Origin of the sequence: Halapricum desulfuricans, from assembly GCF_017094465.1 — an archaeon.
Lineage (GTDB): Archaea > Halobacteriota > Halobacteria > Halobacteriales > Haloarculaceae > Halapricum.
In genome coordinates, this window is record NZ_CP064791.1 from 74,091 (window position 1) to 97,104 (window position 23,014).

At 61.1% G+C, this 23,014-nt stretch carries 15 protein-coding genes, 3 tRNA genes and 3 rRNA genes; 14 read left to right on the top strand and 7 right to left on the bottom strand.

What is annotated here, in order from left to right; translation table 11 throughout:
• Positions 1-107 precede the first annotated feature (107 nt).
• From HSEST_RS00405 to HSEST_RS00435, 7 genes are all read left to right on the top strand, one after another.
• The gene (locus HSEST_RS00405; RefSeq protein ID WP_229121603.1) at positions 108-419 is read left to right on the top strand and encodes a non-histone chromosomal MC1 family protein; all 312 of its coding nucleotides are present in this window, start codon (positions 108-110) and stop codon (positions 417-419) included.
• 598 nt (positions 420-1,017) lie between these two features.
• Positions 1,018-2,489, top strand: a 16S ribosomal RNA gene (locus tag HSEST_RS00410).
• Between the two features lie 94 nt (positions 2,490-2,583).
• Positions 2,584-2,655, top strand: a tRNA-Ala gene (locus HSEST_RS00415).
• 306 nt (positions 2,656-2,961) lie between these two features.
• Positions 2,962-5,881 (top strand): 23S ribosomal RNA (locus HSEST_RS00420).
• 113 nt (positions 5,882-5,994) lie between these two features.
• Positions 5,995-6,116 (top strand): 5S ribosomal RNA (gene rrf / locus HSEST_RS00425).
• The 16S, 23S and 5S rRNA genes sit together here with 2 tRNA genes alongside, the layout of an rRNA operon.
• Positions 6,117-6,222: 106 nt before the next feature.
• A tRNA-Cys gene (locus HSEST_RS00430) sits at positions 6,223-6,298 on the top strand.
• A gap of 195 nt (positions 6,299-6,493) precedes the next feature.
• Positions 6,494-7,567, top strand: a complete 1,074-nt coding sequence (locus HSEST_RS00435) for a hypothetical protein (RefSeq protein ID WP_229121604.1) — start codon at positions 6,494-6,496, stop codon at positions 7,565-7,567.
• Between the two features lie 8 nt (positions 7,568-7,575).
• Here HSEST_RS00435 and HSEST_RS00440 read toward each other — a convergent pair whose 3' ends face one another.
• From HSEST_RS00440 to HSEST_RS00450, 3 genes are all read right to left on the bottom strand, one after another.
• Entirely contained in the window at positions 7,576-7,800 is a 225-nt protein-coding gene (locus HSEST_RS00440; protein WP_229121605.1) for a hypothetical protein, read from the bottom strand.
• Between the two features lie 111 nt (positions 7,801-7,911).
• Positions 7,912-8,187 carry a hypothetical protein gene (locus tag HSEST_RS00445; RefSeq protein WP_418886522.1) on the bottom strand — a complete coding sequence of 92 codons (276 nt, stop codon included), beginning with the start codon at positions 8,185-8,187 and terminating at the stop codon, positions 7,912-7,914.
• 14 nt (positions 8,188-8,201) lie between these two features.
• The gene (locus HSEST_RS00450) at positions 8,202-8,453 is read right to left on the bottom strand and encodes a DUF7120 family protein (protein WP_229121606.1); all 252 of its coding nucleotides are present in this window, start codon (positions 8,451-8,453) and stop codon (positions 8,202-8,204) included.
• A gap of 112 nt (positions 8,454-8,565) precedes the next feature.
• Between HSEST_RS00450 and HSEST_RS00455 the strand changes: the two genes are divergently transcribed.
• The 7 genes from HSEST_RS00455 (at position 8,566) to HSEST_RS00485 (ending at position 17,860) form a co-directional block, all read left to right on the top strand.
• Positions 8,566-9,024 (top strand): DUF5791 family protein, encoded by a 459-nt coding sequence (locus HSEST_RS00455; RefSeq protein ID WP_229121607.1) that lies wholly within the window; start codon positions 8,566-8,568, stop codon positions 9,022-9,024.
• Entirely contained in the window at positions 9,021-9,905 is an 885-nt protein-coding gene (locus tag HSEST_RS00460) for an SDR family oxidoreductase (protein ID WP_229121608.1), read from the top strand. Before HSEST_RS00455 ends, HSEST_RS00460 begins: the two co-directional genes overlap by 4 nt.
• Before the next feature lie 38 nt (positions 9,906-9,943).
• Complete coding sequence (locus HSEST_RS00465; RefSeq protein WP_229121609.1) at positions 9,944-10,927, top strand: NAD-dependent epimerase/dehydratase family protein; 984 nt, start codon at positions 9,944-9,946, stop codon at positions 10,925-10,927.
• 152 nt (positions 10,928-11,079) lie between these two features.
• Positions 11,080-13,704: a glycoside hydrolase family 3 protein gene (locus tag HSEST_RS00470; protein ID WP_229121610.1), complete on the top strand. Its 2,625-nt coding sequence runs from the start codon at positions 11,080-11,082 to the stop codon at positions 13,702-13,704.
• A 41-nt stretch (positions 13,705-13,745) separates the two neighbouring features.
• Positions 13,746-14,804 carry an NAD(P)-dependent glycerol-1-phosphate dehydrogenase gene (locus HSEST_RS00475; RefSeq protein WP_229121611.1) on the top strand — a complete coding sequence of 353 codons (1,059 nt, stop codon included), beginning with the start codon at positions 13,746-13,748 and terminating at the stop codon, positions 14,802-14,804.
• A gap of 187 nt (positions 14,805-14,991) precedes the next feature.
• Entirely contained in the window at positions 14,992-15,510 is a 519-nt protein-coding gene (locus HSEST_RS00480) for a CNNM domain-containing protein (RefSeq protein WP_229121612.1), read from the top strand.
• Positions 15,511-15,670: 160 nt separating this feature from the next.
• Positions 15,671-17,860 (top strand): CDC48 family AAA ATPase, encoded by a 2,190-nt coding sequence (locus tag HSEST_RS00485; RefSeq protein ID WP_229121613.1) that lies wholly within the window; start codon positions 15,671-15,673, stop codon positions 17,858-17,860.
• A 242-nt stretch (positions 17,861-18,102) separates the two neighbouring features.
• Here HSEST_RS00485 and HSEST_RS00490 read toward each other — a convergent pair.
• From HSEST_RS00490 to HSEST_RS00505, 4 genes are all read right to left on the bottom strand, one after another.
• Positions 18,103-18,187 (bottom strand) — tRNA-Leu (locus tag HSEST_RS00490).
• 285 nt (positions 18,188-18,472) lie between these two features.
• Complete coding sequence (locus tag HSEST_RS00495) at positions 18,473-20,323, bottom strand: PAS domain S-box protein (protein ID WP_229121614.1); 1,851 nt, start codon at positions 20,321-20,323, stop codon at positions 18,473-18,475.
• Between the two features lies 1 nt (position 20,324).
• Positions 20,325-21,428, bottom strand: coding sequence for a sensor histidine kinase (locus HSEST_RS00500; protein WP_229121615.1), 1,104 nt, complete (start codon positions 21,426-21,428; stop codon positions 20,325-20,327).
• Entirely contained in the window at positions 21,421-22,884 is a 1,464-nt protein-coding gene (locus tag HSEST_RS00505) for an ATPase domain-containing protein (protein WP_229121616.1), read from the bottom strand. The genes HSEST_RS00500 and HSEST_RS00505 overlap by 8 nt, the downstream gene beginning before the upstream one ends.
• Positions 22,885-23,014 lie beyond the last annotated feature (130 nt).

The following is a 23,014-nucleotide window of genomic DNA, read 5'->3' on the forward strand; positions in this document are numbered from 1 at the left end:
TCACCACCACGTCCGCGATCGCTTATAAATGAACCGAGAGACGGGACCGGATTTTGGGGTATATTTATAATGAGTCATGTGCTGATTCCACACGGAGTGGTCAAACCATGGCACCCGACCAAGACAAGCGAAACTTCGCACTCCGAGAATCGGACGGGACAGAATCCAGCGTCTTCTCAGGGAGCACACCTCGACAGGCTGCGCTGAAGGCAGCTCGACGGCTCGACCCTGCCTCCAGCGAAGAGGTAGCCGATCCCACGGAACTGCGACTGCGAGAAAAGGGGACCAAGAAAGTCCACATCTATGAAGGCTGGGCCTGGGACGAACAGGCACCCGAGGACAAGCCCGACTGGATGCCAAGCGAGATCACGAAGGGGAACGTCTCGAAGCAGGGCGTCGAACACCTCGACGAGATCTAGACTGCAAACACTCTTTCGTGCGTTCGTGCGTGCAGACGACCCCTGTCGTTGGTGAGTGCCATCTGCCATCCCCCGTTGGAAATTAACACGGGGGTTCTTCATCTCGTTGTCCTGTGTAATCGCATGACGAAGTGGCTCCGCTTCGACGGCCTTAAGTAAAACCCTCTCTTCGAATCGAATGCACAGTGGCGCAGGGCAGACGCCCGCCCCGCTGGGCCACTCATCGCTCGCTCCCCGGCTGATCCGGGTGGCGAGTTGAGTTCGCCGCCCCTCCGGGGGCGATCCGACGCCCTTAAGTGTAACAGGGTGCTCGGATGTGACGCGAACGTGGCCTGGCCGGGGCCGTCGATGTCCGGCCACACTGGACCCTGACCGAACCTGGTTCGAAGGGCTTAATACCCTTCCCGGGTAACGTACGGGTCCGAAGGAAATGAGGATCTCACCCCTGCGGTCCGCCGTACAGATGGGATCTGATGTTAGCCTTGGTAGTTCGGTGACACCCGATCGGGGTGTCGTCGAACGTGACTCAATGCGATAGCAACACACCCCATCTGGGTGTGTTTCCCGCCTAACCCCCTGGCCCTCTGGGCCAGGATACATTCCGGTTGATCCTGCCGGAGGCCATTGCTATCGGAGTCCGATTTAGCCATGCTAGTCGCACGGGTTTAGACCCGTGGCAGATAGCTCAGTAACACGTGGCCAAACTACCCTATGGACCGGAATAACCTCGGGAAACTGAGGCTAATTCCGGATACAGCTCTCATGCTGGAGTGCAGAGAGCTCGAAACGTCCCGGCGCCATAGGATGTGGCTGCGGCCGATTAGGTAGACGGTGGGGTAACGGCCCACCGTGCCAATAATCGGTACGGGTTGTGAGAGCAAGAGCCCGGAGACGGTATCTGAGACAAGATACCGGGCCCTACGGGGCGCAGCAGGCGCGAAACCTTTACACTGCACGACAGTGCGATAAGGGGACTCCGAGTGCGAGGGCATATAGTCCTCGCTTTTCTGTACCGTAGGGAGGTACAGGAACAAGTGCTGGGCAAGACCGGTGCCAGCCGCCGCGGTAATACCGGCAGCACGAGTGATGGCCGATCTTATTGGGCCTAAAGCGTCCGTAGCTGGCCAGACAAGTCCGTTGGGAAATCGACGTGCCTAACGCGTCGGCGTCCAGCGGAAACTGTCTGGCTTGGGACCGGAAGACCCGAGGGGTACGTCCAGGGTAGGAGTGAAATCCCGTAATCCTGGACGGACCACCGGTGGCGAAAGCGCCTCGGGAAGACGGATCCGACAGTGAGGGACGAAAGCTGGGGTCTCGAACCGGATTAGATACCCGGGTAGTCCCAGCTGTAAACGATGTCCGCTAGGTGTGGCGCAGGCTACGAGCCTGCGCTGTGCCGTAGGGAAGCCGTGAAGCGGACCGCCTGGGAAGTACGTCTGCAAGGATGAAACTTAAAGGAATTGGCGGGGGAGCACTACAACCGGAGGAGCCTGCGGTTTAATTGGACTCAACGCCGGACATCTCACCGGCACCGACAGTGTGCAGTGAAGGTCAGTTTGATGAGCTTACTGGAGCCACTGAGAGGAGGTGCATGGCCGCCGTCAGCTCGTACCGTGAGGCGTCCTGTTAAGTCAGGCAACGAGCGAGACCCGCACCCTTAGTTGCCAGCAGCATCTTGCGATGGCTGGGTACACTAGGGGGACTGCCGCTGCCAAAGCGGAGGAAGGAACGGGCAACGGTAGGTCAGTATGCCCCGAATGTGCCGGGCGACACGCGGGCTACAATGGCCGAGACAGTGGGATGCCATCCCGAGAGGGAGCGCTAATCCCCTAAACTCGGTCGTAGTTCGGATTGAGGGCTGAAACCCGCCCTCATGAAGCTGGATTCGGTAGTAATCGCGTGTCAGAAGCGCGCGGTGAATACGTCCCTGCTCCTTGCACACACCGCCCGTCAAAGCACCCGAGTGGGGTCCGGATGAGGCCATCATGCGATGGTCAAATCTGGGCTCCGCAAGGGGGCTTAAGTCGTAACAAGGTAGCCGTAGGGGAATCTGCGGCTGGATCACCTCCTAACGATCGGGACTGGGGCGTCGCCCCAGCCCACCTCGAGTCCGTTCGCGACAGGCCGATCGGGCACCTACGAACTACCAAGGCTAACATTCGCCGGGCCCATAGCTCAGCGGCAGAGCGCCGCCTTTGCAAGGCGGAGGCCCTGGGTTCAAATCCCAGTGGGTCCATATCTCGTGGCCAATCCGAACCGTTCCCCTTAAGTGGGTGACGGTGTTCGGACTGGTCACGGACGACCGATGCACCACCCCGCGGCAAGCGTGGGTGGGAAGGGTTGATGCACGCACCGTCTTACCACCTCGGGCGTGTATATGACACCGTGTGTACGTGCGATCCAGGCGTCCACTGGACTCGTTTCATCGAGTTACAGTGACGTTGCAACTGCTCTGCAGTTGCAAACGTTGTAGTCGTTGACTCGACTACACACCGTCGCAACTGCTTTGCAGTTGCACACATCGCAACTCATTCGAGTTGCACACAAGTTGGCTACTATGCCAGCTGGTGGATAGCTCGGCTCGGAAGCCGATGAAGGACGTGCCAAGCTGCGATAAGCCTGAGGGAGCCGCACGGAGGCGAAGAACTCAGGATTTCCGAATGGGAACTCCTCACCGCAATTGCTTCGCGCAATGGGGAACGCCGGGAACTGAAACATCTCAGTACCGGCAGGAAGAGAAAACGAACGTGATGTCGTTAGTAACCGCGAGTGAACGCGACGCAGTCCAAACCGAATCCTTCGGGATATGTGGTGTTTTGGGCTGGTCATCATCGACCGAACGTCTTCGAGAAGTCTCCTGGAATGGAGCGTGATACAGGGTGACAACCCCGTATCGAAGTCAAGTACGTCGTGCGCCAGTTCCTGAGTATCGGGGGTTGGAAATCCCTCGTGAATTTGGCAGGCATCGTCTGTCAAGACTAAATACTCTCCGAGACCGATAGTGAACAAGTAGCGTGAGCGAACGCTGAAAAGCACCCTCAGAAGGGAGGTGCAATAGGGCTTGAAATCAGTTGGCGATGGAGCGACGGGGCATACAAGGTCCCGTGACGAATGACCCGGGTGCGAACCCGCAGTAAGACTCACGGGAAGCCGATGTTCCGTCGTGCGTTTTGAAAAACGAGCCAGGGAGTGTGTTTGTTTGGCGAGCCTAACCGGTGTATCCGGGGAGGCATAGGGAAACCAACATGGCCGCAGCATTGCCAGGGCCGCCGTCTTCAAGGGCGGGGAGTCAAACGAACACGACCCGAATCCGGACGATCTACTCCTGGGCAAGGTGAAGCGTGCCGAAAGGTACGTGGAAGCCTGTTAGCGTTGGTGTCCTACAATACCCTCGCGTGATCTAGGAGTAGGGGTGAAAGGCCCATCGAGTCCGGCAACAGCTGGTTCCAACCGAAACATGTCGAAGCATGACCTCCGCTGAGGTAGTCCGTGGGGTAGAGCGACCGATTGCCGTGTCCGCCCTCGAGAGAGGTCGGCTCGGCTGTCAAACTCCGAACCTACGGACGCCGTCGACGCGGGGAGTCCGGTGCGCGGGGTAAGCCTGTGTACCATAAGGGGAACAACCCAGCGTTTGGTTAAGGTCCCCAAGTGTGGATTAAGTGTAATCCTCTGAAGGTGGTCTCAAGCCCTAGACAGCCGGGAGGTGAGCTTAGAAGCAGCTACCCTCTAAGAAAAGCGTAACAGCTTACCGGCCGAGGTTTGAGGCGCCCAAAATGATCGGGACTCAAATCCACCACCGAGACCAAACCACGCCCGTCACAGGGCGATTGCGTAGGTTGGCGCTCCGATTGGATGGAAGCAGGGGTGAGAACTCCTGTGGACCGATCGGTGACGAAAATCCTGGCCATAGTAGCAGCGAAAGTCGGGTGAGAATCCTGACGGCCGAAAGGGCAAGGGTTCCTCGGCACTGTTCGTCAGCCGAGGGTTAGCCGATCCTAAGATCCGTCGCAATTCGAGCGGATCGAACGGGAAACTGGTTAATATTCCAGTGCCACTATACACTCAAAGCCGACGCCTCGGGGTAGACCGAACCGGGCTTTCGCCCGGTCGAATCGTCCAAGCTCGTGGAAGCCGTAACGGCACGAAGCGGGCGAACGGCGAGATAGGGAAACTCGGTTCAACCTGGGGCCCGTGAAAAGGCAAGTATAGTGTTCGTACCCAGCACCGACACAGGTGCCCTGGCGGAGAAAGCCCAGGCCTGTCGGGAGCAACCGGCGTTAGGGAATTCGGCAATTTGGCCCCGTAAGTTCGCGATAAGGGGTACCTGCCTCGGGAAGAGGCAGGTCGCAGTGACTTGGAGGCTCGGACTGTCTAGTAACAACATAGGTGACCGCAAATCCGTAAGGACTCGTACGGTCACTGAATCCTGCCCAGTGCGGGTATCTGAACACCTAGTACAATAGGACGAAGGACCCGTCAACGGCGGGGGTAACTATGACCCTCTTAAGGTAGCGTAGTACCTTGTCGCTTCAGTAGCGACTCGCATGAATGGATTAACCAGAGCCTCGCTGTCCCAACGCTGGGCCCGGTGAACTGTACATTCCAGTGCGGAGTCTGGAGACCCCCAAGGGGAAGCGAAGACCCTATGGAGCTTTACTGCAGGCTGTCGCTGAGACGTGGCCGCTAGTGTGCAGGATAGGTAGGAGCCGTGACGCAGGCACCCGCGCTAGCGGGCCGCCGAGGCAACACTGAAATACTACCCACTAGTGGCTGCGACTCTCACTCCTGGCGGAGGACACCGGTAGCCGGGCAGTTTGACTGGGGCGGTACGCGCTCGAAAAGATATCGAGCGCGCCCTAAGACCATCTCATCCGGGTCGGAGATCCGGAGAAGAGCGCAAGAGCATAAGATGGTTTGACAGTGTTCTTCCCAACGAGGAACGCTGACGTGAAAGCGTGGTCTAGCGAACTCATTAGCCCGCCCGATGCGGGCAATGAATGACAGAAAAGCTACCCTAGGGATAACAGAGTCGTCACTCGCAAGAGCACATATCGACCGAGTGGCTTGCTACCTCGATGTCGGTTCCCTCCATCCTGCCCGTGCAGAAGCGGGCAAGGGTGAGGTTGTTCGCCTATTAAAGGAGGTCGTGAGCTGGGTTTAGACCGTCGTGAGACAGGTCGGCTGCTATCTATTGGGGGTGTCATGGTATCTGACGGGAACGCCCGTATAGTACGAGAGGAACTACGGGTGGTCGCCACTGGTGTACCGGTCGTTCGAGAGAGCGCTGCCGGGCAGCCACGCGACATGGGGTAAGAGCTGAACGCATCTAAGCTCGAAACCCACCTGGAAAAGAGATACCGCCGAGGCTGCTCGTAGAAGACGAGATCGATAGACTCGGGGTGTGCGCGTCGAGGCAACGAGACGTTGAGCCCGCGAGCACTAACAGCCAAAGCCACCATTCATACGCACTGTGGCTCGACGAAACGAGTCCAGGCGCAATCTGGATCGCACGTACACACGGTGGAAACCAACCGACTATGGTACGATGTCGCGGTTCGAGTCCGCGAGTCGGCGTTAAGGCGGCCACAGCGGCGGGGCAACTCCCGTACCCATCCCGAACACGGAAGATAAGCCCGCCTGCGTTCCGGGGAGTACTGGAGTGCGCGAGCCTCTGGGAAATCCGGTTCGCCGCCTGCCATTCATACTTCTTCACCCTCACACAGCACCCGCTGTGTGGGGGTTCCGTATTTTGTACGATCGAAAGCGCTACGCTTAAGCGGAACAGTCGGCAACAGTCACTTGCGCCAAGGTGGCAGAGTCTGGCCGAACGCGTCCGCCTGCAGAGCGGATCATCGCCGGTTCAAATCCGGCCCTTGGCTTATTTTGTGAACAGATCGAGTTCGGCTCTTTGACTTCGATTCGTAGATCGATGCATCGACTCCGACTACTGTGTTCCATTGGCGGCTAACGAAGAAGAAATAATTGCCGGTAACGGCTAAGACTGTCGTTTTCGGCGAAATTGCCGATCGGAAGAACGGCAACGATTATACGTCATCCCGTCCCATCGACACGGTATGCAACGACGCGCCGCAGCGGCGTATTTTGTCCTCTTCGTAGTCGTTAGTGCAGGTGCCTATGCATACGTCGGGATGGCGGATCGGCCGCAGGTCCATCTCGCTGGCGAGAGCTACACGGAGGGAGATACATTCACAGCAGGGGATCGCACGTACACAGTTTCGTCGTTGAGCGATGCGTCAGGGGAGCTGACATGGACGGATCCGGACGCGACCGAGACGGCGACGCTTGAACACAACTCGACGGTTTCCTGGCGTACCGTCGCGTGGGCTGACCAGTCCATCGAAACGGTAACGCTGCTCAATGGATCGACAGTCACGTTCAATGACCGTGCGTCTCAGGTCGTACTGAACGCCTCGACCGATCCGCCGACACTTCGTGTCGAGGCGGTCGACAACCGCTCGGTCAATACGACGTTCGAGCGAGGTGGGGCGATCACGATTGAACACGACGATCAGTATGTTCCCGGTGGAACGATAACTGAAATCACCGCGACGGAGGCAACGGTTTCCTGGGGGCCGGAGTATCGTGTCGTCATTCCCAACGAGACAGATCCAACGTCAGCAGCACTCGTCCAGCAGCAAAACGTCACCCGCCTACTGCTGACCGACAGCACTGTCGCTGACTCGCTGGGCGCATACCCGAACGGGACGCAGTACGTGCAGTATCGCAACAATACGCGGCAATCACTCGATGCGTATCTCCCGACGCCGGAGACGAAGTCGCTGGTCGAAGGTGAGACGCTTCAGTACATGGGGAACGAGACGACGATTGGAAATATCACGTCGTCGGGTGTCCCCTTGAATAGGACGGTATCTCAGACGATCAGCGTCGGACTCACGGAGGGTGAGCCGGTCAATCTCAACGGGGAGTCGTACTTCATCCATTTCCCCGACTCGGGGACTGTCCAGCTCGCGCCGAACACGACCGAGACACACGAGTCATATCGGAGTGCACAGTCGGAGATCGACAACTACGAGCAGCGCAAGGCAGGGCTGTGGGGGGTCGTTCTCGTCAGTGCCTTCGCTGCGGTCCTGCTAGTCGGGCTAGCGTATCTCCCGAACAAGGACTAACTCGCGGCTCACTGGCGAGTCAACCAGACCAGTCCGACGCCAATGGCCATCGTTCCCAGGACGCCGAGGAGTTGCAGGACCGATACCGCTATATCGCCGTTCGTTTGCCAGGGCATGCCGGCAATCGTTCCCAGCCCCATCAATACGAGTAACACGCCCGTGAGCGTGCCGAACAGCTCGAGTCTGTCAGACGGCCGCTTGAGTAATCCGCTGAACCGTTCGTCGGTGCTCATACGTCACTTCTCACGGCTCAGCGTGGTAAAGTATCCGGTTTGAAACGGGACCCGGATCCGGCTTGGCGGATCGTATGGTGTCCTGGATCGCTGCATGTGGTCCTGTTGCGATCAGACTGCGTCGGGTCGGATCCGAAACCGCTCGTAGCCGCCGTGGGACAGCTCGAGCGCCCCGAGCCACCAGTTCCAGCGCTCGACGAGCGAATACTCCGACGGCGCATCGCGAAGGTTCGCGACGATACGGTCAGCTGTTAACTCGTGATCGAGGTCTGATTCGATCTGCCCGGCATCGGCCAGATCACGCGCCTGCCTGGCGACGACGTGTGCTGGCCGGTCGCCGGCGTCGAACTCCGCTTTCAGTTGCGTTTCGAGCGTATCCGGGTCCACGCGTGTCACGTCCGTCAGAAGGTGTAGCCGTCGTCGCGAGGTTCGTCCTGCATTGCCGGATCCTGTTGGTCCTCGACAGTCTGAGAGAACATGTCCTCCTCGGCGGCCCCTGGGGTCGTCTCTTCCTCTTCGACGTCGTAGGCGGAGACGCCCATCGTCAACAACTCCTCGACGGCCTGATCGCGGTTGACGAACTCCCCCTGCTCGATGAGTCGCTCGATGTCGTTCTCGATCCGATCCGGTAACGACACTTCGATTTTTGGCATACGTGTCGGTCTAGTTCGGATATGTATAAATCCACGGGGGGATGGGGGCTCCGTGACATCTTCTCACTTGTCAATAGCTACCGACTTGTATCTTCACTTCGTAGGTCGGTGCATGTTGACCGGACACTTCCCGGATGCCGGCGAGCGCGCGCCCGAGGAGTTGCTCGCGGCGTACCTGGAGATCGTCGGCGACGTGATCGAGGAGCGAGGCAAGAACACTGTCATAACTGAGACGGCCCTCTCAGGAGACACAGTCGATGCGATCGCTAGGTCTCCACCGGCGGGCGCTGGGACGACTGTTCCTGACGGCACCGGCGAACTTACCCTCACGGACGCGGCGTCGGTGCTCGCACTGTCCCCGGAGTTCCCTGATGCCGAGACCATCGCTGCCGAAGCCAGGGACATCCTGCTGATGGGGATGACGACTGCCGTGATGGATGTCGACGCTATCGCAGCGCGGCTCGGCGGCGATCTCGATCCGAAGACGATCCAGCAGAAAGTCGAAGGTCGCCATTCGATCACCCTCGAAGAGTACGCGCGTATCCAGCAGCTGCTGGAGGCCAACACGTGACTCGCGTCGTGATTCTCGGATGCGGCTACGTCGGTTGTGAACTGGCCCGGCAGCTGCAACCCGATTATGAGGTCGTTGGCGTTCGCCGCTCGGAGGCGGGACTCCGGACCGTCGAGGACACCGGGGCGACGGCCGTGAAAGCCGACGTTACCGAAGCGGAGACGCTCGCTGCCGTCCCGGATGCCGACTGGGTGGTCTTCGCAGCCTCCAGCGGCGGCCGCGACGCCGACGCCGCCCGCGAAACGTACGTCGAGGGGCTCCGAACGGCGGTCGATCACTTCTGTGACCGGGGGACAGTCCCGGATCGGATCGTCTACACATCCAGTACCGGTGTTTATGGCGACCGTGACGGCGACTGGGTCGACGAGGGGACGCCGATCGATCCCGAAACGGAGCGCGGGCAGGTCCTGATGGAGGCCGAACAGATCGCTCGCCAGCGTCCGATCGACGACACGGACGGCACGGTCGCTCGGTTCGCCGGCCTGTACGGCCCTGACCGATACCGCCTCGATCGGTATCTCGACGGCCCGGTCACTGAAGGCCATTTGAACATGGTCCATCGCGACGACGCCGCCGGTGCCGTCCGGTTCCTGCTGGACGGCGATCACGCTCGCCGTGACGTGGTCAACGTCGTCGACGACGAACCCGTCTCGAAGTGGGACTTCGCCGACTGGCTGGCCCGACAGTGTGACGAACCGGCTCCGGCCAAACAGACCATCGCGGAGCGACTGGACGACCCAGACCTTTCGGATGCGGCCCGCAACTGGATCGGCGCGGACAAGCGAGTCAGTAACACGAAACTGCGGGAACTGGGATACGACTTCGAGTACTCCACCTATCGGGCGGGGTATCGCGACGCGATCGAGACGCAGTGTGGATAGCGCCCAACAGTTTTGGGCCCTCGCCCGCACGTGCGGGTATGCCAACGGTGCTGTGTATCGGCGGGACGCGCTTTATCGGCCGGGCGACCGTTTCCGAGTTTCGGGAGCACGGATACGATGTGATACTCTGCAATCGCGGTCGCCATTCGAACCCGTTTGTCGACGACCCTGCGATCGAACACGTCACGTGCGATCGCCGTAACGACGAGCAGTTGCGGGTCGTCGCAGACAGCGTCGATCCCGACGTTGTCCTGGATTTGGTCGCGTATTATCCCCGCGATGTCCGGGTCGCGACTGACGTCTTCGACACTGTCGACGCGTACGTCTTCGTTTCCAGTGGCGATGCCTACGGCGAACATCGGGTCCCCAAACGCGAGGGCGAGGCCGCCCTGGAACCGTGCACGACGGAGGAGGCGACCGACGACACGCCAGAGACCTACGGCAAGCGCAAGGCGGAGGGCGATCGGGAGGTCTTCGCCGCCGCCGAGGGGGGCGTCCGGGCGATGAGCGTCCGTCCGACGATCGTCTATGGGCCCCACGACTACACCGGACGACTGGATTACTGGCTCGCTCGAGTCGACAATCATGACCGGGTCGTCGTCCCCGGTGACGGCACGTCGTTGCACCAGCTTGCGTACGTCGGTGACGTGGCCAGCGCGCTCCGGGTCGTCGCCGAGGAGGGGCAGGCCGGCGAGGCCTACAACGTCGGCGATCGCCACGCCCCCGCGATGGCGGAACTGCTGGAACTGCTCGCGGCAGCCTGTGATAGGGATGTCGAGACGGTCTACGCCGGAGCTCGCGAGCTCGCACCCGATCTCCGTCTCGACGACTTTCCGCTGTACAACGACCAGCCACACCTCCTCTCGACCGAGAAGCTCCGCGGTCTGGGCTGGGAGTGGACGCCACATGCGACGGCGCTGGAGGCGACCGTGGCCGAACACCGCGAGAGCGACCGGAACGGGAGCGATCGCGGCCCCCGTCGGGACGTCGAGGAGGACATCATCGACCGACTGGGCATGTGAACCGCACGGAACTCCGGGACAGTGTCAGACCGGGACGACTCACAACTCCCGCATAGAACCGTCGAAGGAGGATCCTAAGATCGATCCCAGGCGATGAGATCCCCAGAAAACACCAATTAATTAATAGGAATCCGTCCGCGCTCACATTTGCGATGCACGAATCCGACGACACGGTCCGAGACGACAGCGGACAGTCACGACGGACGTTCATGAAAGCGACAGGCGCGGCGACCGTTGCAGGGGCGATCGGTGTTGGCGCGGACAGCGTTGTCGCGCAGGGGCAGACGATCAACGAGCTACTCTCGGAGATGACCGTCGCCGAGAAGGCCGGCCAGATGATGCAGCCCGCGATCGGCTCGTTCGATACGACCACGGAGGATCCGTTCGCCCAGGTCGATACGATCGGTGACCTCTTCTCGGAACTCGGGACGGGGTCAGTACTCGCCGGGGGATCGAGTCCGCCGACACTCTACCCGGAAGAACTCGTCGCGTCGATCAACGACCTCCAAGAGTACAACATCGAGAACTCGCCGCACGGCATCCCGTTTTTCTTCGGGATCGACGGCGTTCACGGCGCTGCGTACGTCGACGGCGCGACAGCCCTCCCGCAGCGGATCAACATGGGTGCGACGCGAGATCCGGAACTGATCGAGGATGCCGAAGAGCACACCTCGGACGTGATCGCAGCGACCGGCTGCCACGAGACGTTCGCCCCGACGATCGAACTCCAGCGTGATCCGCGGTGGGGGCGGTTCTTCGAGGGTATTAGCGAGTCGTCGAAGGTCCTCGCCGACATCTCACGTGCGCGAAACCGGGCGCTGGAAACCAACGACCGCGTGACTGCGACGCCGAAACACTTCGCCGGCTACGAGGTTCCCGCCAACGGTAACGACCGAGCGGCTGCCAACACGTCGATGCGTGACCTCCGGGAGACGCTGCTCCCGCCGTTCGAGGTCACCCTCGAGGAGGGCGGCGGCATGGTCATGGTCAACAGTGGCTCCGTCAACGGCGTTCCGGCCCACGCGTCACACTGGCTGCTGACTACCTTCCTCCGGGAGGAGTACGGTTTCGAGGGCGTGACACTCTCCGACTGGAACGATCTCTACCGGATGATCGACATCCACGAGATGTTCCCCGACAACGAGGACGGCAAGCGGATGGCGGTCGAGACGGCCATCGAAGCCGGCGTCGACATGGTGATGCTCGGAGGCGGCGGCGTCTCGCCGGCCCAGTTCGTCACCTTCGTCGAAGAGTTGGTCGAGGGCGGCGACCTCTCGGAGGACCGCATCGACGAGGCCGTTCGCCGGATCCTCGAGCTCAAGCGCGATTTGGGTCTGTTCGAAGACCCCTACACGGACGAGTCCCGGGTCACCGACCTGGTCGGCAACGACGAGTCGGTTCGGACCTCCACGCAGCTCGCTCGCGAGTCGATGGTGCTGCTCAAAAACGAATCCGTGACTGAGGGCGGCGAGCCGGCGTTGCCGCTCTCGGGCGACGAGAACCTGCTGGTTACCGGCCCCGGAGTCAATCCCAACGGACTCGAGAACCGGATCCTGATGCAACACGGCGGCTGGACGCTCGGCTGGCAAGGCATCGAGGGCGGTGGACTCTCCGAGGATGGACCTCGGCCGGCCGGGAAAACGATGATGGACGTCCTGGAGGAGCGTCTCTCCTCGGAGCAGCTCACCCACGTCCCGACGACCTTCGACCGCTCGCAGTGGTGGGCACAACCCAGCCTCACCGACCACGAGCAGGCCGAACCGACGGAAGACTGGCGGTATCCGGCCTACCAGTTCACCGACGAGCAACGGAGCGCCGTCGAGGACGCGGCCCCGGACGCCGACGCCGTGGTCGTCGTCGTCGGCGAGGCTCCGCACAACGAGGGCTTCGGCGACCGTGATTACCTCCGCCTCCCGGAAACACAGCGAGAGATCGTCCGGACGGTCGTCGAGAACACGAGCGACGATACCCCGATTATCGGGGTCGAGTACGCGGGCAGCCCCCGCGGTGGACAGCGGACCTTCCAGCACATGGACGCGGTACTGTTCGCCGGTCAGCCGGCTACCGGCGGCGGTACCGCTGTCGTCGAGACGCTGCTGGGCGAGCACAACCCCTCGGGGAGACTCAGCTTTTCCTGGCCCCGGGAGGTCGGCGACATCTCGGTCGCTCACAATTCCTGGCCCGGGAACCTCGACGACCCGCTCTACCCGTACGGACACGGACTCTCGTACACTACCTTCGAGTACTCGAGTCTCTCGGTGACGCCCCCGACCGTCGGCAAGCCCACTCCCGAGAGCGACCGGCCGGTCCGGGTCTCCGTCGACGTGACCAACACCGGCGACGTGGCAGGCGATCACATCGTCGAGGTGTACAACACCCAGTCCTACGGATCGGTCATGCACCGCGATCGCCGGGTGGTCGGCTACGAACGCGCCGCCACGATCGAGCCGGGGGAAACAAGGACTGTCGAGGTCGACATCGATCTGGCCGCGCTGGAAGTCATCCCAGGCGACGTCCCCGGGTTCGGCCCCCGGGCCATCGAGGCCGGCGAGTACGAATTGACCGTCGGCGACCTGACGACCACGCTGACCGTCGAGAACGCTGGCAGGGTTACGAGCGCCCGTCACGTCCCCGGGCGGTTCGACATCGACGGCGACGGCGAACTCACAGTCTCCGACGTGATGGATATCTACCGGCTCATCGAGGGCCGGGAGAGAGGCCGCGGCAACGCTTCCGAAAAGAGCCGTGGTACGGGCCGCGAGGGGCGCAGTCGCTGAACGGGCGGCAAGGTTTTTACGCGGGCCGTTGATTCTCCGATATGTTTCAGAAGTCGATCTGGATTCGGCTGCCCCGGAACGTCCTCGTGGGTCACGGCGTTCTCGAGGACACCGTCAAAGCGGTCGAGGAGCTACACCTGGCCGGACGGCCACTGATCGTCACCGGCCCGACGCCGAAAGAGGTCGCCGGCGATCGCGTCATCGAACTGTTCGAGGCGGCCGGACGCGACCCCGAGACCGTCATCGTCGAGGACGCTAGCTTCGCGGCGGTCGAACGCGTCATCGACGCGGCCGACGACGCGGACGCGGGCTTTCTGGTCGGGGTCGGCGGCGGCAAACCGATCGACATCGCGAAGATGGCCGCCGACCACCGCAACCAGGGGTTCGTCTCGGTGCCGACCGCCGCCAGCCACGACGGGATCGTCTCCGGTCGCGGCTCGGTCCCCGAAAAGGACACCCGCCACAGCGTCGCCGCCGAACCGCCGCTGGCGGTCGTCGCCGACACCGAAATCATCGCCGACGCCCCCTGGCGACTCACAACTGCTGGCTGTGCCGACATCATCTCGAACTACACGGCCGTCCGCGACTGGCATCTCGCACGCCGGCTGCAGAACGTGGAGTACTCCGAGTACGCGGGTGCGCTGTCACAGATGACCGCCGAGATGCTCGTCGAGAACGCCGACTCGATCAAGCCCGGACTCGAGGAATCCGCCTGGGTCGTGGTCAAGGCGCTGGTCTCTTCGGGTGTCGCTATGTCGATCGCGGGCACGTCCCGGCCGGCGTCCGGGGCCGAACACCTCTTTTCCCATCGGCTCGATCGACTCGTCCCGGACGCGGCACTGCACGGTCATCAGGTCGGTGTCGGCTCGATCATCACCGCGTATCTCCAGGACGGCGAGCAGGGTATGTGGCGTGACATCCGGGACGCCCTCGAACGGATCGGCGCGCCGACGACCGCCGAGGGACTCGGCATCGACGAGGCGACCGTGATCGAAGCGCTGACGAGTGCTCACGAGATTCGCGATCGGTACACGATCCTCGGCAACGGCATGAACGAGGAAGCCGCGCGGGAAGCCGCGCGTGTGACCGGCGTGATCTGATACTGTCGTCCGCCTGGACTGAGCATCCCGACGAGACGCCGTCCAGTGAATTTCTTCCGGATCAGCCTTTTCAGCGCGCACGACGCTTGCTCCTCTTCGCTGACGACGCTGTGAACCCGTCGCTCAGTGAAACTGTTGGCTGTCGGCCGGCGCCGACATTCTTACGCTTGCCGACCAACGATGTCGTATGAGCACGTATTCGATCTTGGTGCCGTCGCTCCTCGCAGTCGGAATCCTGTTGTTGTTGAGTGCGTTTTTTTCAAGCAGTGAGTCGGCGATCTTCTCGCTTCCCGACGACTGGATGCGGACCGCTGATACGGGCGGTTTGGAGGAAAGCCACACACTTCAACAGCTCCGCGCGGACCCGCATCGACTCCTCGTCACACTTCTGGTCGGAAACAACCTTGTCAACGTCGCTATCACCAGCATCGTCACACTCCTCGTCGCACGGTTCGTCCCTCCCGGCTTCACCGTCGTGATAGCAACCCTCTGCGTGAGCGTTCTCATTCTTGTCTTCGGGGAAATCGTGCCCAAGTCCTACGGGCTCGGCCACGCACAGTCGTGGAGCCTCCGCGTTGCCCGCCCAATCTCCTACGTCGAGCGCGTACTCGGTCCGTTGGTTGCGCTGTTTGATATCGTCACGCGGTGGCTGACGACATTCGTCGGTGGCGATCAACACATCGAGAAACCCTACGTCGACGATTGATTTCGAATCACGGCGAGCGACGAGACGGCCGATCCCCGTCTCGCCACAGTGCTCTCTCCCGCTAGACGGCTGTTTCCCGTCCGTGACTCGTGTAATCACAACCCATCTCACGATAAAAAATGATGCTTTGAAACAATAGCGTGTCCCATCTCTTCGGGAGATGAGACTGATTGTCAAACCCCTCGACAGACAAAGCGCGGGTCAGGGTATCGCAGTGCTCGATCACGAGGCGATGACGGAGTTAGGCGTTGAAAGTGGTGATTTCGTCACGATCCGAGGCGAGACGGGAACTGCGGTCGTTCGTGTCCGACCGGGGCGTGCGGGCAAGCAGCAACGCGGTATCGTTGGCATCGACGGCCAGACGAGAAAGTCTACCGGCGCGCGGATCGATCAGCTTGCACGGGTCGAACAGGCCGACGTGGCGCCTGCAGACGCGCTCTCGATCGCACTCCCCCAGGGGCTTCAGATCCGCGGAGACATGGCGTCGTATCTACGCGACAAGATCGTCAACCGTGCAGTCCAGGCCGGACAGACCATCCCGCTTGCGCTCGGGTTCGGATCGCTCATGAGCCGTTCCGGACGCCAGATTCCGATCCGAATCGTGGATACGAACCCCGACGGCACTGTCATCATCACACAGTCGACAGATATTACGATCGTCGAACAGTCCGTCGAGGAAACTGATATTGGCCAGAGTGGCGACGTGGCCGACAGTTCCGAACCCCTCGGAATCACTTACGAGGACGTCGGCGGGCTCGACGACGAACTGGATCAGGTTCGGGAGATGATCGAGTTACCGATGTCCCATCCCGAACTGTTCCAGGCACTCGGCATCGAGCCACCACAGGGCGTATTGCTCCATGGTCCGCCCGGCACTGGGAAGACACTGATCGCCAAGGCGGTCGCCAACGAAATCGACGCCAACTTCCAGAATATCTCCGGGCCGGAGATCATGTCGAAGTACCACGGTGAAAGCGAAGAGCGCCTGCGTGAGGTCTTCGACGAGGCCGGGGAAAACGAACCCGCGATCATCTTCATCGACGAGATCGACTCCATCGCCCCCAAGCGAGACGAGACGCAGGGCGACGTCGAGCGACGCGTCGTTGCACAGTTGCTCTCGCTGATGGACGGTCTCGAAGATCGGGGGCAGGTGACCGTCATTGGGACGACGAATCGTGTGGATGCAGTCGATACCGCACTCCGGCGAGGGGGTCGGTTCGACCGCGAGATCGAAATCGGCGTGCCGGACACCCGTGGTCGGACGGAAATCCTCCAGATCCACACCCGTGAGATGCCTATCGGCGAGTCGGTCGATCTCGAACAGTACGCCGATAACACCCACGGCTTCGTTGGCGCGGATCTCGAAAGCCTGGTCCGCGAGGCGGCGATGAATGCACTCCGACGCGTCCGCCCCGATCTCGATCTCGAAGGCGACGAAATCGATGCCGAAACGCTCGAAACGCTCGAAGTAACCGAGACAGACTTTCGGGCGGCGCTCCGGGAGATCGAACCGAGCGCACTCCGCGAGGTCTTCGTCGAGACGCCCGACGTTACCTGGGAGGACGTCGGCGGACTCTCAGAAACCAAAGCCCGACTGCAGGAAGCCGTCCAATGGCCACTCGCGTATCCCGACGCGTACAGACAGGTCGATCTCCAGTCGACGAAGGGGATTCTACTGCACGGACCGCCCGGCACCGGGAAGACATTGCTCGCGAAGGCTGTCGCGAACGAGTCCCAGTCCAATTTTATTTCGGTGAAAGGGCCCGAACTGTTCGACAAGTACGTCGGGGAAAGCGAGAAGGGGGTCCGCGAGGTCTTCGAGAAGGCCCGCTCGAACGCGCCGACGGTGATCTTCTTCGACGAGATCGACGCCATCGCAAGCAAGCGCGGTAGCAGTGGTGACAATCAGGTCGGCGAACGCGTTGTCTCACAGCTGTTGACGGAACTCGACGGGCTGGAGGAGCTAGAGGACGTGGTCGTGATCGCAGCGACGAACCGCCCCGACCTCATCGACGACGCCCTGACTCGCGCGGGCCGGATCGAGCGCAAAATAGAGGTCGGGGCGCCCGACGAGGAAACGAGGCGTGAAATACTGGACATCCACACCCGAAACCGGCCGCTGGCCGACGACGTCGATCTCGATGGATTCGCGGCCGAAACGGACGGACTCGTGGGTGCAGATCTGGCAGCGTTGTGTCGGGAGGCGGCGACGGCGGCCGTTCGCGAGCACGTCCGGGCTCTGTCCGGGGATGAACCGACGGATGTCGAAGACATCGTCCTCACACAGGCACACTTTGCGGCAGCACTCGAAGAGATCAACCCCGGGGCGAACGCCGAAGTAGCGGAGTAGAACCACGGGCCGACTGCCGGATCGGCGTACTCGGCACATGTTCTCCCTGCACCGTACCGTGCGATCAGGCCCGAGCTACATATCACGACCCTCGCTCAGTCGCTACGCTCCTTCGCTCAGTGCGCGGGACCGGATTCGAACCTCGCCGAGACGGTCGGTCTCGCTTCGCTCGACCGCTGCGACTCGTCTGGTTCGAATCCGTATTGCGCCATACACGGCTCTCACGTTCGTTCGAGCCGGTATGCGCGGGACCGGATTCGAACCGGCGGACCCCTACGGGACAGCGTCCTAAGCGCTGCGCCTTTGGCCTGGCTCGGCAACCCGCGCGCACCTCTTACTTCCGGAGAACCGATTAAGAACGTATCGCTTCGAACCTGGTCAGGAGATGACCAGCGGCTTCTTGTTCGATCCTGCGAGCGGATCGTCTCCCGTACCGCGGCAGGCTCCGCAGGTCGTACCGTTTCGCGTTCCGGTCCCACCACACTCCGGACAATTGCCGGTTTCCCCAGACATCACTGGCATATACGTTCTGATTTTGCTTTAATCACGCGGTATCTAGATAATCTTTCAAAATGAGGGTGGCTTGTCCTATCTCATCGCGTGCTTCCGGCGTTACGCTTTCGAGAGTTGCATGGTGACGATTGATCCGCGTGGCTCGTTGTCTTCGACTGTCAGGGTCCCGACGGAGTGTTCGACCAGCAGGTGGACGAGCCAGAGCCCGAACCCTCGCCCGTGATACAGGGGTTGCATTTCTTCTCCTTCAGTCAGGATCCGCTGTTCGATCTCCGGGATTCCGGGGCCGTCGTCTGCCACGCGTATCCGAACCGTTTCTCCGTCGCATTCGAGTCGGACTGTCACGGACGGCACGTCCTGGTCTGAGTGCACGATGGCGTTCTTGACGAGTTCTTCGATGACCCTCTCGAACGGGTTGACCGCGAACGCGGTCCGTTCGTCGGGAACGTCGACCGAGATATCCGCATCTGGATACTGCTCGCGAAGTTCCGCCACGGTCGTGGTAACGAGCGGGACGATATCGCGCGATCTCGGCTGGGGATTGTCAGCCAGAAACTTCGTGACGTCCCGTTCCTTGTCCGTCGTCTGGATGAGTCGGTTCCCACTCTCGACGATCGTCGTTGCGTGCTCGATCGGTTCGCCGTTGGCTGTCGCCTGTATTTGCTCGGCACGTCCCAGGATGACGTTCATCTCGTTGTGCAGGTTGTGTCGGAGGACGCGGTCGATCATTTTGAGTTGCTGCAACCGGTCCTGGCGCTCCGAGATATCCCTGATGACTCCGATATGACCGATCAAATTTCCCTCCGCATCGCTGAGATCGGAGACGTTCGTCTCTCCGGGGAAGGTGTATCCGAACTTCGTCTCGTAGGTCACCGTCTTGGTGAACTTCCGACCGTCGGTGTGGTGGTTGATCTCCGTCCCCATCTCGTCGAATTCGGCTTCGTCTGCATAGAGGAAGCTCGTCGGCTTGCCTTCGATCTCTTCCAGGGTGTACCCGAAGGTCTCGACGAAGCCGGCATTACACTCGATGATCCGGCGGTCCGTGTCTGCGACCAGGATAGCGTCCTGGATGCTGGCGAACAGCGATTCGTAGCGTTCGCGACTCGCCTGCAACTGCTGTTGGCGTTCCTTGTGCTCGGTGATGTCTGTCTGGATCGCGACGAACTCCTCGATGTCGCCGTCCGGACCGGGCACCGGTGCGATCGTCTGGTTTGCGTGGTATCGCTCGCCGTTCTTGCGCTCGTTGGTCACTTCCTCTTCCCAGACGCCGCCTGATTGGATCGTCTCCCACAGCTCCTCGAAGTACTCCTCGGGCATCTCCCCCGAGTTGAGAATCCTCGGCGTCTCACCGACGGCCTCGTCTTCGGTGTAGCCCGTGATGCGCTCGAACGCGGGGTTGACGTACGTGATCGTGCCGTCAGTATCGGTCATGTAGATGGCGTGGCCGGCGGCGGTAACCGCGCGCCTGAACCGGCGAAGCTTTCGCTCTCGATTCGCCAGCGTGCGCGTCTGGCCCCGCATTCGAAGCAGCGACTCGATGCGCCAGCGCAACTCGAACTGGCGAACCGGTAGCGACAACATCTCGTCGAAGGTCTGTTGGACCAGCGTATCCGGCAACTGCCCGGACTCGTCTTGAAGAAACTCGGGGTCATCCTCCGGCAACAAGAGGAGATACGGCAACAACACCGGCTGTTCGGACTGCTTGCGTTCTCTGAGTGCCTCGTAGTTCTGCCTGAGGCCACCTCGATCGACGATACAGAGATCGAACGCTCCCTCTCCGATCGATGTCGGCTGGCGGACGATTTCGAACTCCTCGACAGAGTCGAGCCACTCGGCGAGCAACTGCTCGTTGCCCGCGTCGGCGACCAGCGGATAGACCCGAGCCGGATCGTGATATTTGGGATCATCGCCGAAGAGCTCCCCCGTCGTGTCCGGGTTGTGTTCGACCATCTCACTCACCTGTCCCGACCGTCGAGTGATCTATCGTTTCGAGTTCGACACAGAATACCGATCCCCTCGGGTCGTTGTCCTCGACCCAGACCTCACCGCCGTACAGATCTATTAGCGTCGAGACCAGATACAGTCCCATCCCAGTCCCCGAACTCTCCATCCCCTTCATTTCGTCGTCGAAGATGTCATCTCCGAGTGTCTCCGGCACCCCCGGACCGTTGTCTTCGATTCGGACCTGGACGTGACTGTCGAGTTCGCGTACCGTTATCGACACGACTGGTTCGTCTGCATCGTTGTGCTGGACTGCGTTGTTGATGAGGTTCCGGAACACAGACGAGAGCAACTCGTTTGCGGCGACAGTCGCATACGGTGGCGACTCCGGGGGTTCGATGGTCGCTTCGTCGAACGCGTTCTGTCGCTTCTCGGCTTCGTCGACAAGTACCCGGGTGAGTGCTGTCGGTTCGAGTTCGGGCTCCGCGTCGGAACTCATGGTCTTGGCGATGTCGCCGGCGGCAGTCGTCAACTCGACGATGTGCTCGGCGGACGACTCGATCCGGTCGAACTCCGGGGTCAGTTCTTCACTTGCCTGTCCGGCGACGTACTCGAGCCACCCGAGCACGACCGTCATATCGTTGCGAATGTCGTGTCGAAGCACTCGATTTAGGATTTCGAGCTGTTCTCGCTGGCGGGTAAGCGTCTCGGATTGGCTGCGCAGTTCCAACAGGGTGTCGACCTGATCCGCCAGTTCGTACTCTTCAACGGGCATCCGAAGCGTCCCGTCGACGAGATCCCACAACGCCGGACGTTCCTGACGCAGCTCTTTGTGAACCGATGCAGCCTGCCCGTCAGGGACAACCAGGAGGACGGGCACGATCGTCGATGTCTCCTCTTTCCGTGCCGTCAGCGTCGCGGCTTCCCGTTCGAGCATCTCGCTGTCGAGAATACAGAGATCGAACGTCGCCGTGTCCGGCCCCCCTTCGGCCAACTCGTACCGGTCGTGATCGCTAATCCAGTCGGTGAGTACGCGGCGATTCCCGCTGTCGGCCACGAGCGCGAGCAGGCTCGTTCTGTCGCCGCGCTGGCGTCCCGGACTCTGATCAACCATCTGTCTCGCCGGTCGATTCCGGATCGGCCCATTCGGGCGTGCCCGTGAGCACACCTTGCAGGTTCTCGAGCGGATCACCGACGCTGATACCGTATTCGGTAAACTCCAGCCGGCGGAGCGTGCGCTCGAAGTCGCTCGTCCGCATCTTGAGCACGCCGATGACCTTCTCCAATCTCCCACGCGACTCGACGTGCCGTATGAACACGATGTTGTCCGCGAGATTGCTCATCTGCTCTTCGGTCGCCCGGAACTGTCCGGTGATGTCGTGGACCTCGTTGGTCACGATCGTAGTGACTCCCATCTGGCGCAGGTAGCGACCGATCTCGATCAGGTTCGTTGTCGGCTTTTCGCCGTGCCCGCGAAGGCTCTGTTTGAACCCCTGAGCCCCGTCGATGAGGACGACTTCCACGCCGTCCTCTTCGACCCCTTTCTGGACCTTGTTTGTGAGTTCGTTCACGGTATACTCTCGGGGTTGGACCTCGACGATGTCGAGCACGTCCTGTTCGATCATCTCGGCGATCGGCATGTTCAGGGCCTCTGCGCGCTGGAGTAGCGTTCGCCGGGACTCCTCGAAGGAGAAGATGATTGACTGTGTCCCACGTCCAGCGGCTTCCTGGATGAACTGCATACTGGTGGTCGTCTTCCCCGCACCAGTGGGACCGCTGAAGAACGTGACTGTCCCCCGATCGAGACCACCGTCGAGCAGCTGGTCCAGTTCGGGCACCCCCGAGGAGACCGTCTCCTGTGGGAAGTCGATCTGCGTCTTCGGCACTTCGAGCCGCGGCCACACGTCGACGCCCGACTCGGTGATCTCGTAGGCATGTGGTCCCCGCTGGGAGGTGGGCCCTCTGAATTTCGTTATTTCGACCGTCCACAGTTCCGAGGTTCGTTCGAGATTGATAACGGCGTCCGTCAGAAACTGCAGGTCCGTGTCCGAGAGGTCGTCTGCCGCCTGTGAGGTCATCAGAACGGTTGCACCGGTCGATTTGAGGAAGTCGAGCAATCCCAGTATCTGGGTCCGGAACTGGTGGTCGTCGGTCGTGAGGAACCGAAATTCGGTGATCGGGTCGATGAGTACCCGGTCCGGCTGCAACTCCTCGACGGTTTCGCGGACTTCACTGACTAGCGACGGCTGCTCGGCTTCCGCCGAGGAAAACAGGGAATAGGTCCCGTCCTCCGTGAACCGCGTTTCGTCCGGTGAGAGTTCGAGAAATCGGAGCGTCTCCGAGTTCAGCCCGAAGTGCTCGGCCGTTCGCTTCACGTACTCGGTGGGTTCTCCGAGGTTGATGTACAGGCTGTCTTCGTCGTCGCCCGCTGCCAGAAAGTGCAGTCCGAAGATCGTCTTGCCGGCACCTGGCGGCCCCCGCACGATCACGTTCTGTCGCTTCAGGAGACCCCCGTCGAGGATCGCATCGAGCCCCCCGATCCCCGTCGACAGTCGATCTTCTGTTGTCATACTGTATATTGGGCCTCCGCAAATAAAGCGTTGTGCACATATTATTCAATCTAATGAATCCGGAAAGAATAGTCGATCGGCGCGGTTGAGATAGCTCTTCAGGGATGGGTTTTTGCGCGTCCCGTCCCAA

Bases quoted from the DNA above. Each gene is read 5' to 3' on its own strand.
- HSEST_RS00440 (WP_229121605.1), bottom strand. From the start codon at position 7,800: ATGAGCACCGACGAACGGTTCAGCGGATTACTCAAGCGGCCGTCTGAC.
- HSEST_RS00500 (WP_229121615.1), bottom strand. From the start codon at position 21,428: ATGGTTGATCAGAGTCCGGGACGCCAGCGCGGCGACAGAACGAGCCTG.
- HSEST_RS00485 (WP_229121613.1), top strand. From the start codon at position 15,671: ATGAGACTGATTGTCAAACCCCTCGACAGACAAAGCGCGGGTCAGGGT.
- HSEST_RS00505 (WP_229121616.1), bottom strand. From the start codon at position 22,884: ATGACAACAGAAGATCGACTGTCGACGGGGATCGGGGGGCTCGATGCG.
- HSEST_RS00480 (WP_229121612.1), top strand. From the start codon at position 14,992: ATGAGCACGTATTCGATCTTGGTGCCGTCGCTCCTCGCAGTCGGAATC.
- HSEST_RS00435 (WP_229121604.1), top strand. From the start codon at position 6,494: ATGCAACGACGCGCCGCAGCGGCGTATTTTGTCCTCTTCGTAGTCGTT.
- HSEST_RS00405 (WP_229121603.1), top strand. From the start codon at position 108: ATGGCACCCGACCAAGACAAGCGAAACTTCGCACTCCGAGAATCGGAC.
- HSEST_RS00450 (WP_229121606.1), bottom strand. From the start codon at position 8,453: ATGCCAAAAATCGAAGTGTCGTTACCGGATCGGATCGAGAACGACATC.
- HSEST_RS00470 (WP_229121610.1), top strand. From the start codon at position 11,080: ATGCACGAATCCGACGACACGGTCCGAGACGACAGCGGACAGTCACGA.
- HSEST_RS00495 (WP_229121614.1), bottom strand. From the start codon at position 20,323: ATGGTCGAACACAACCCGGACACGACGGGGGAGCTCTTCGGCGATGAT.
- HSEST_RS00455 (WP_229121607.1), top strand. From the start codon at position 8,566: ATGTTGACCGGACACTTCCCGGATGCCGGCGAGCGCGCGCCCGAGGAG.
- HSEST_RS00475 (WP_229121611.1), top strand. From the start codon at position 13,746: ATGTTTCAGAAGTCGATCTGGATTCGGCTGCCCCGGAACGTCCTCGTG.
- HSEST_RS00465 (WP_229121609.1), top strand. From the start codon at position 9,944: ATGCCAACGGTGCTGTGTATCGGCGGGACGCGCTTTATCGGCCGGGCG.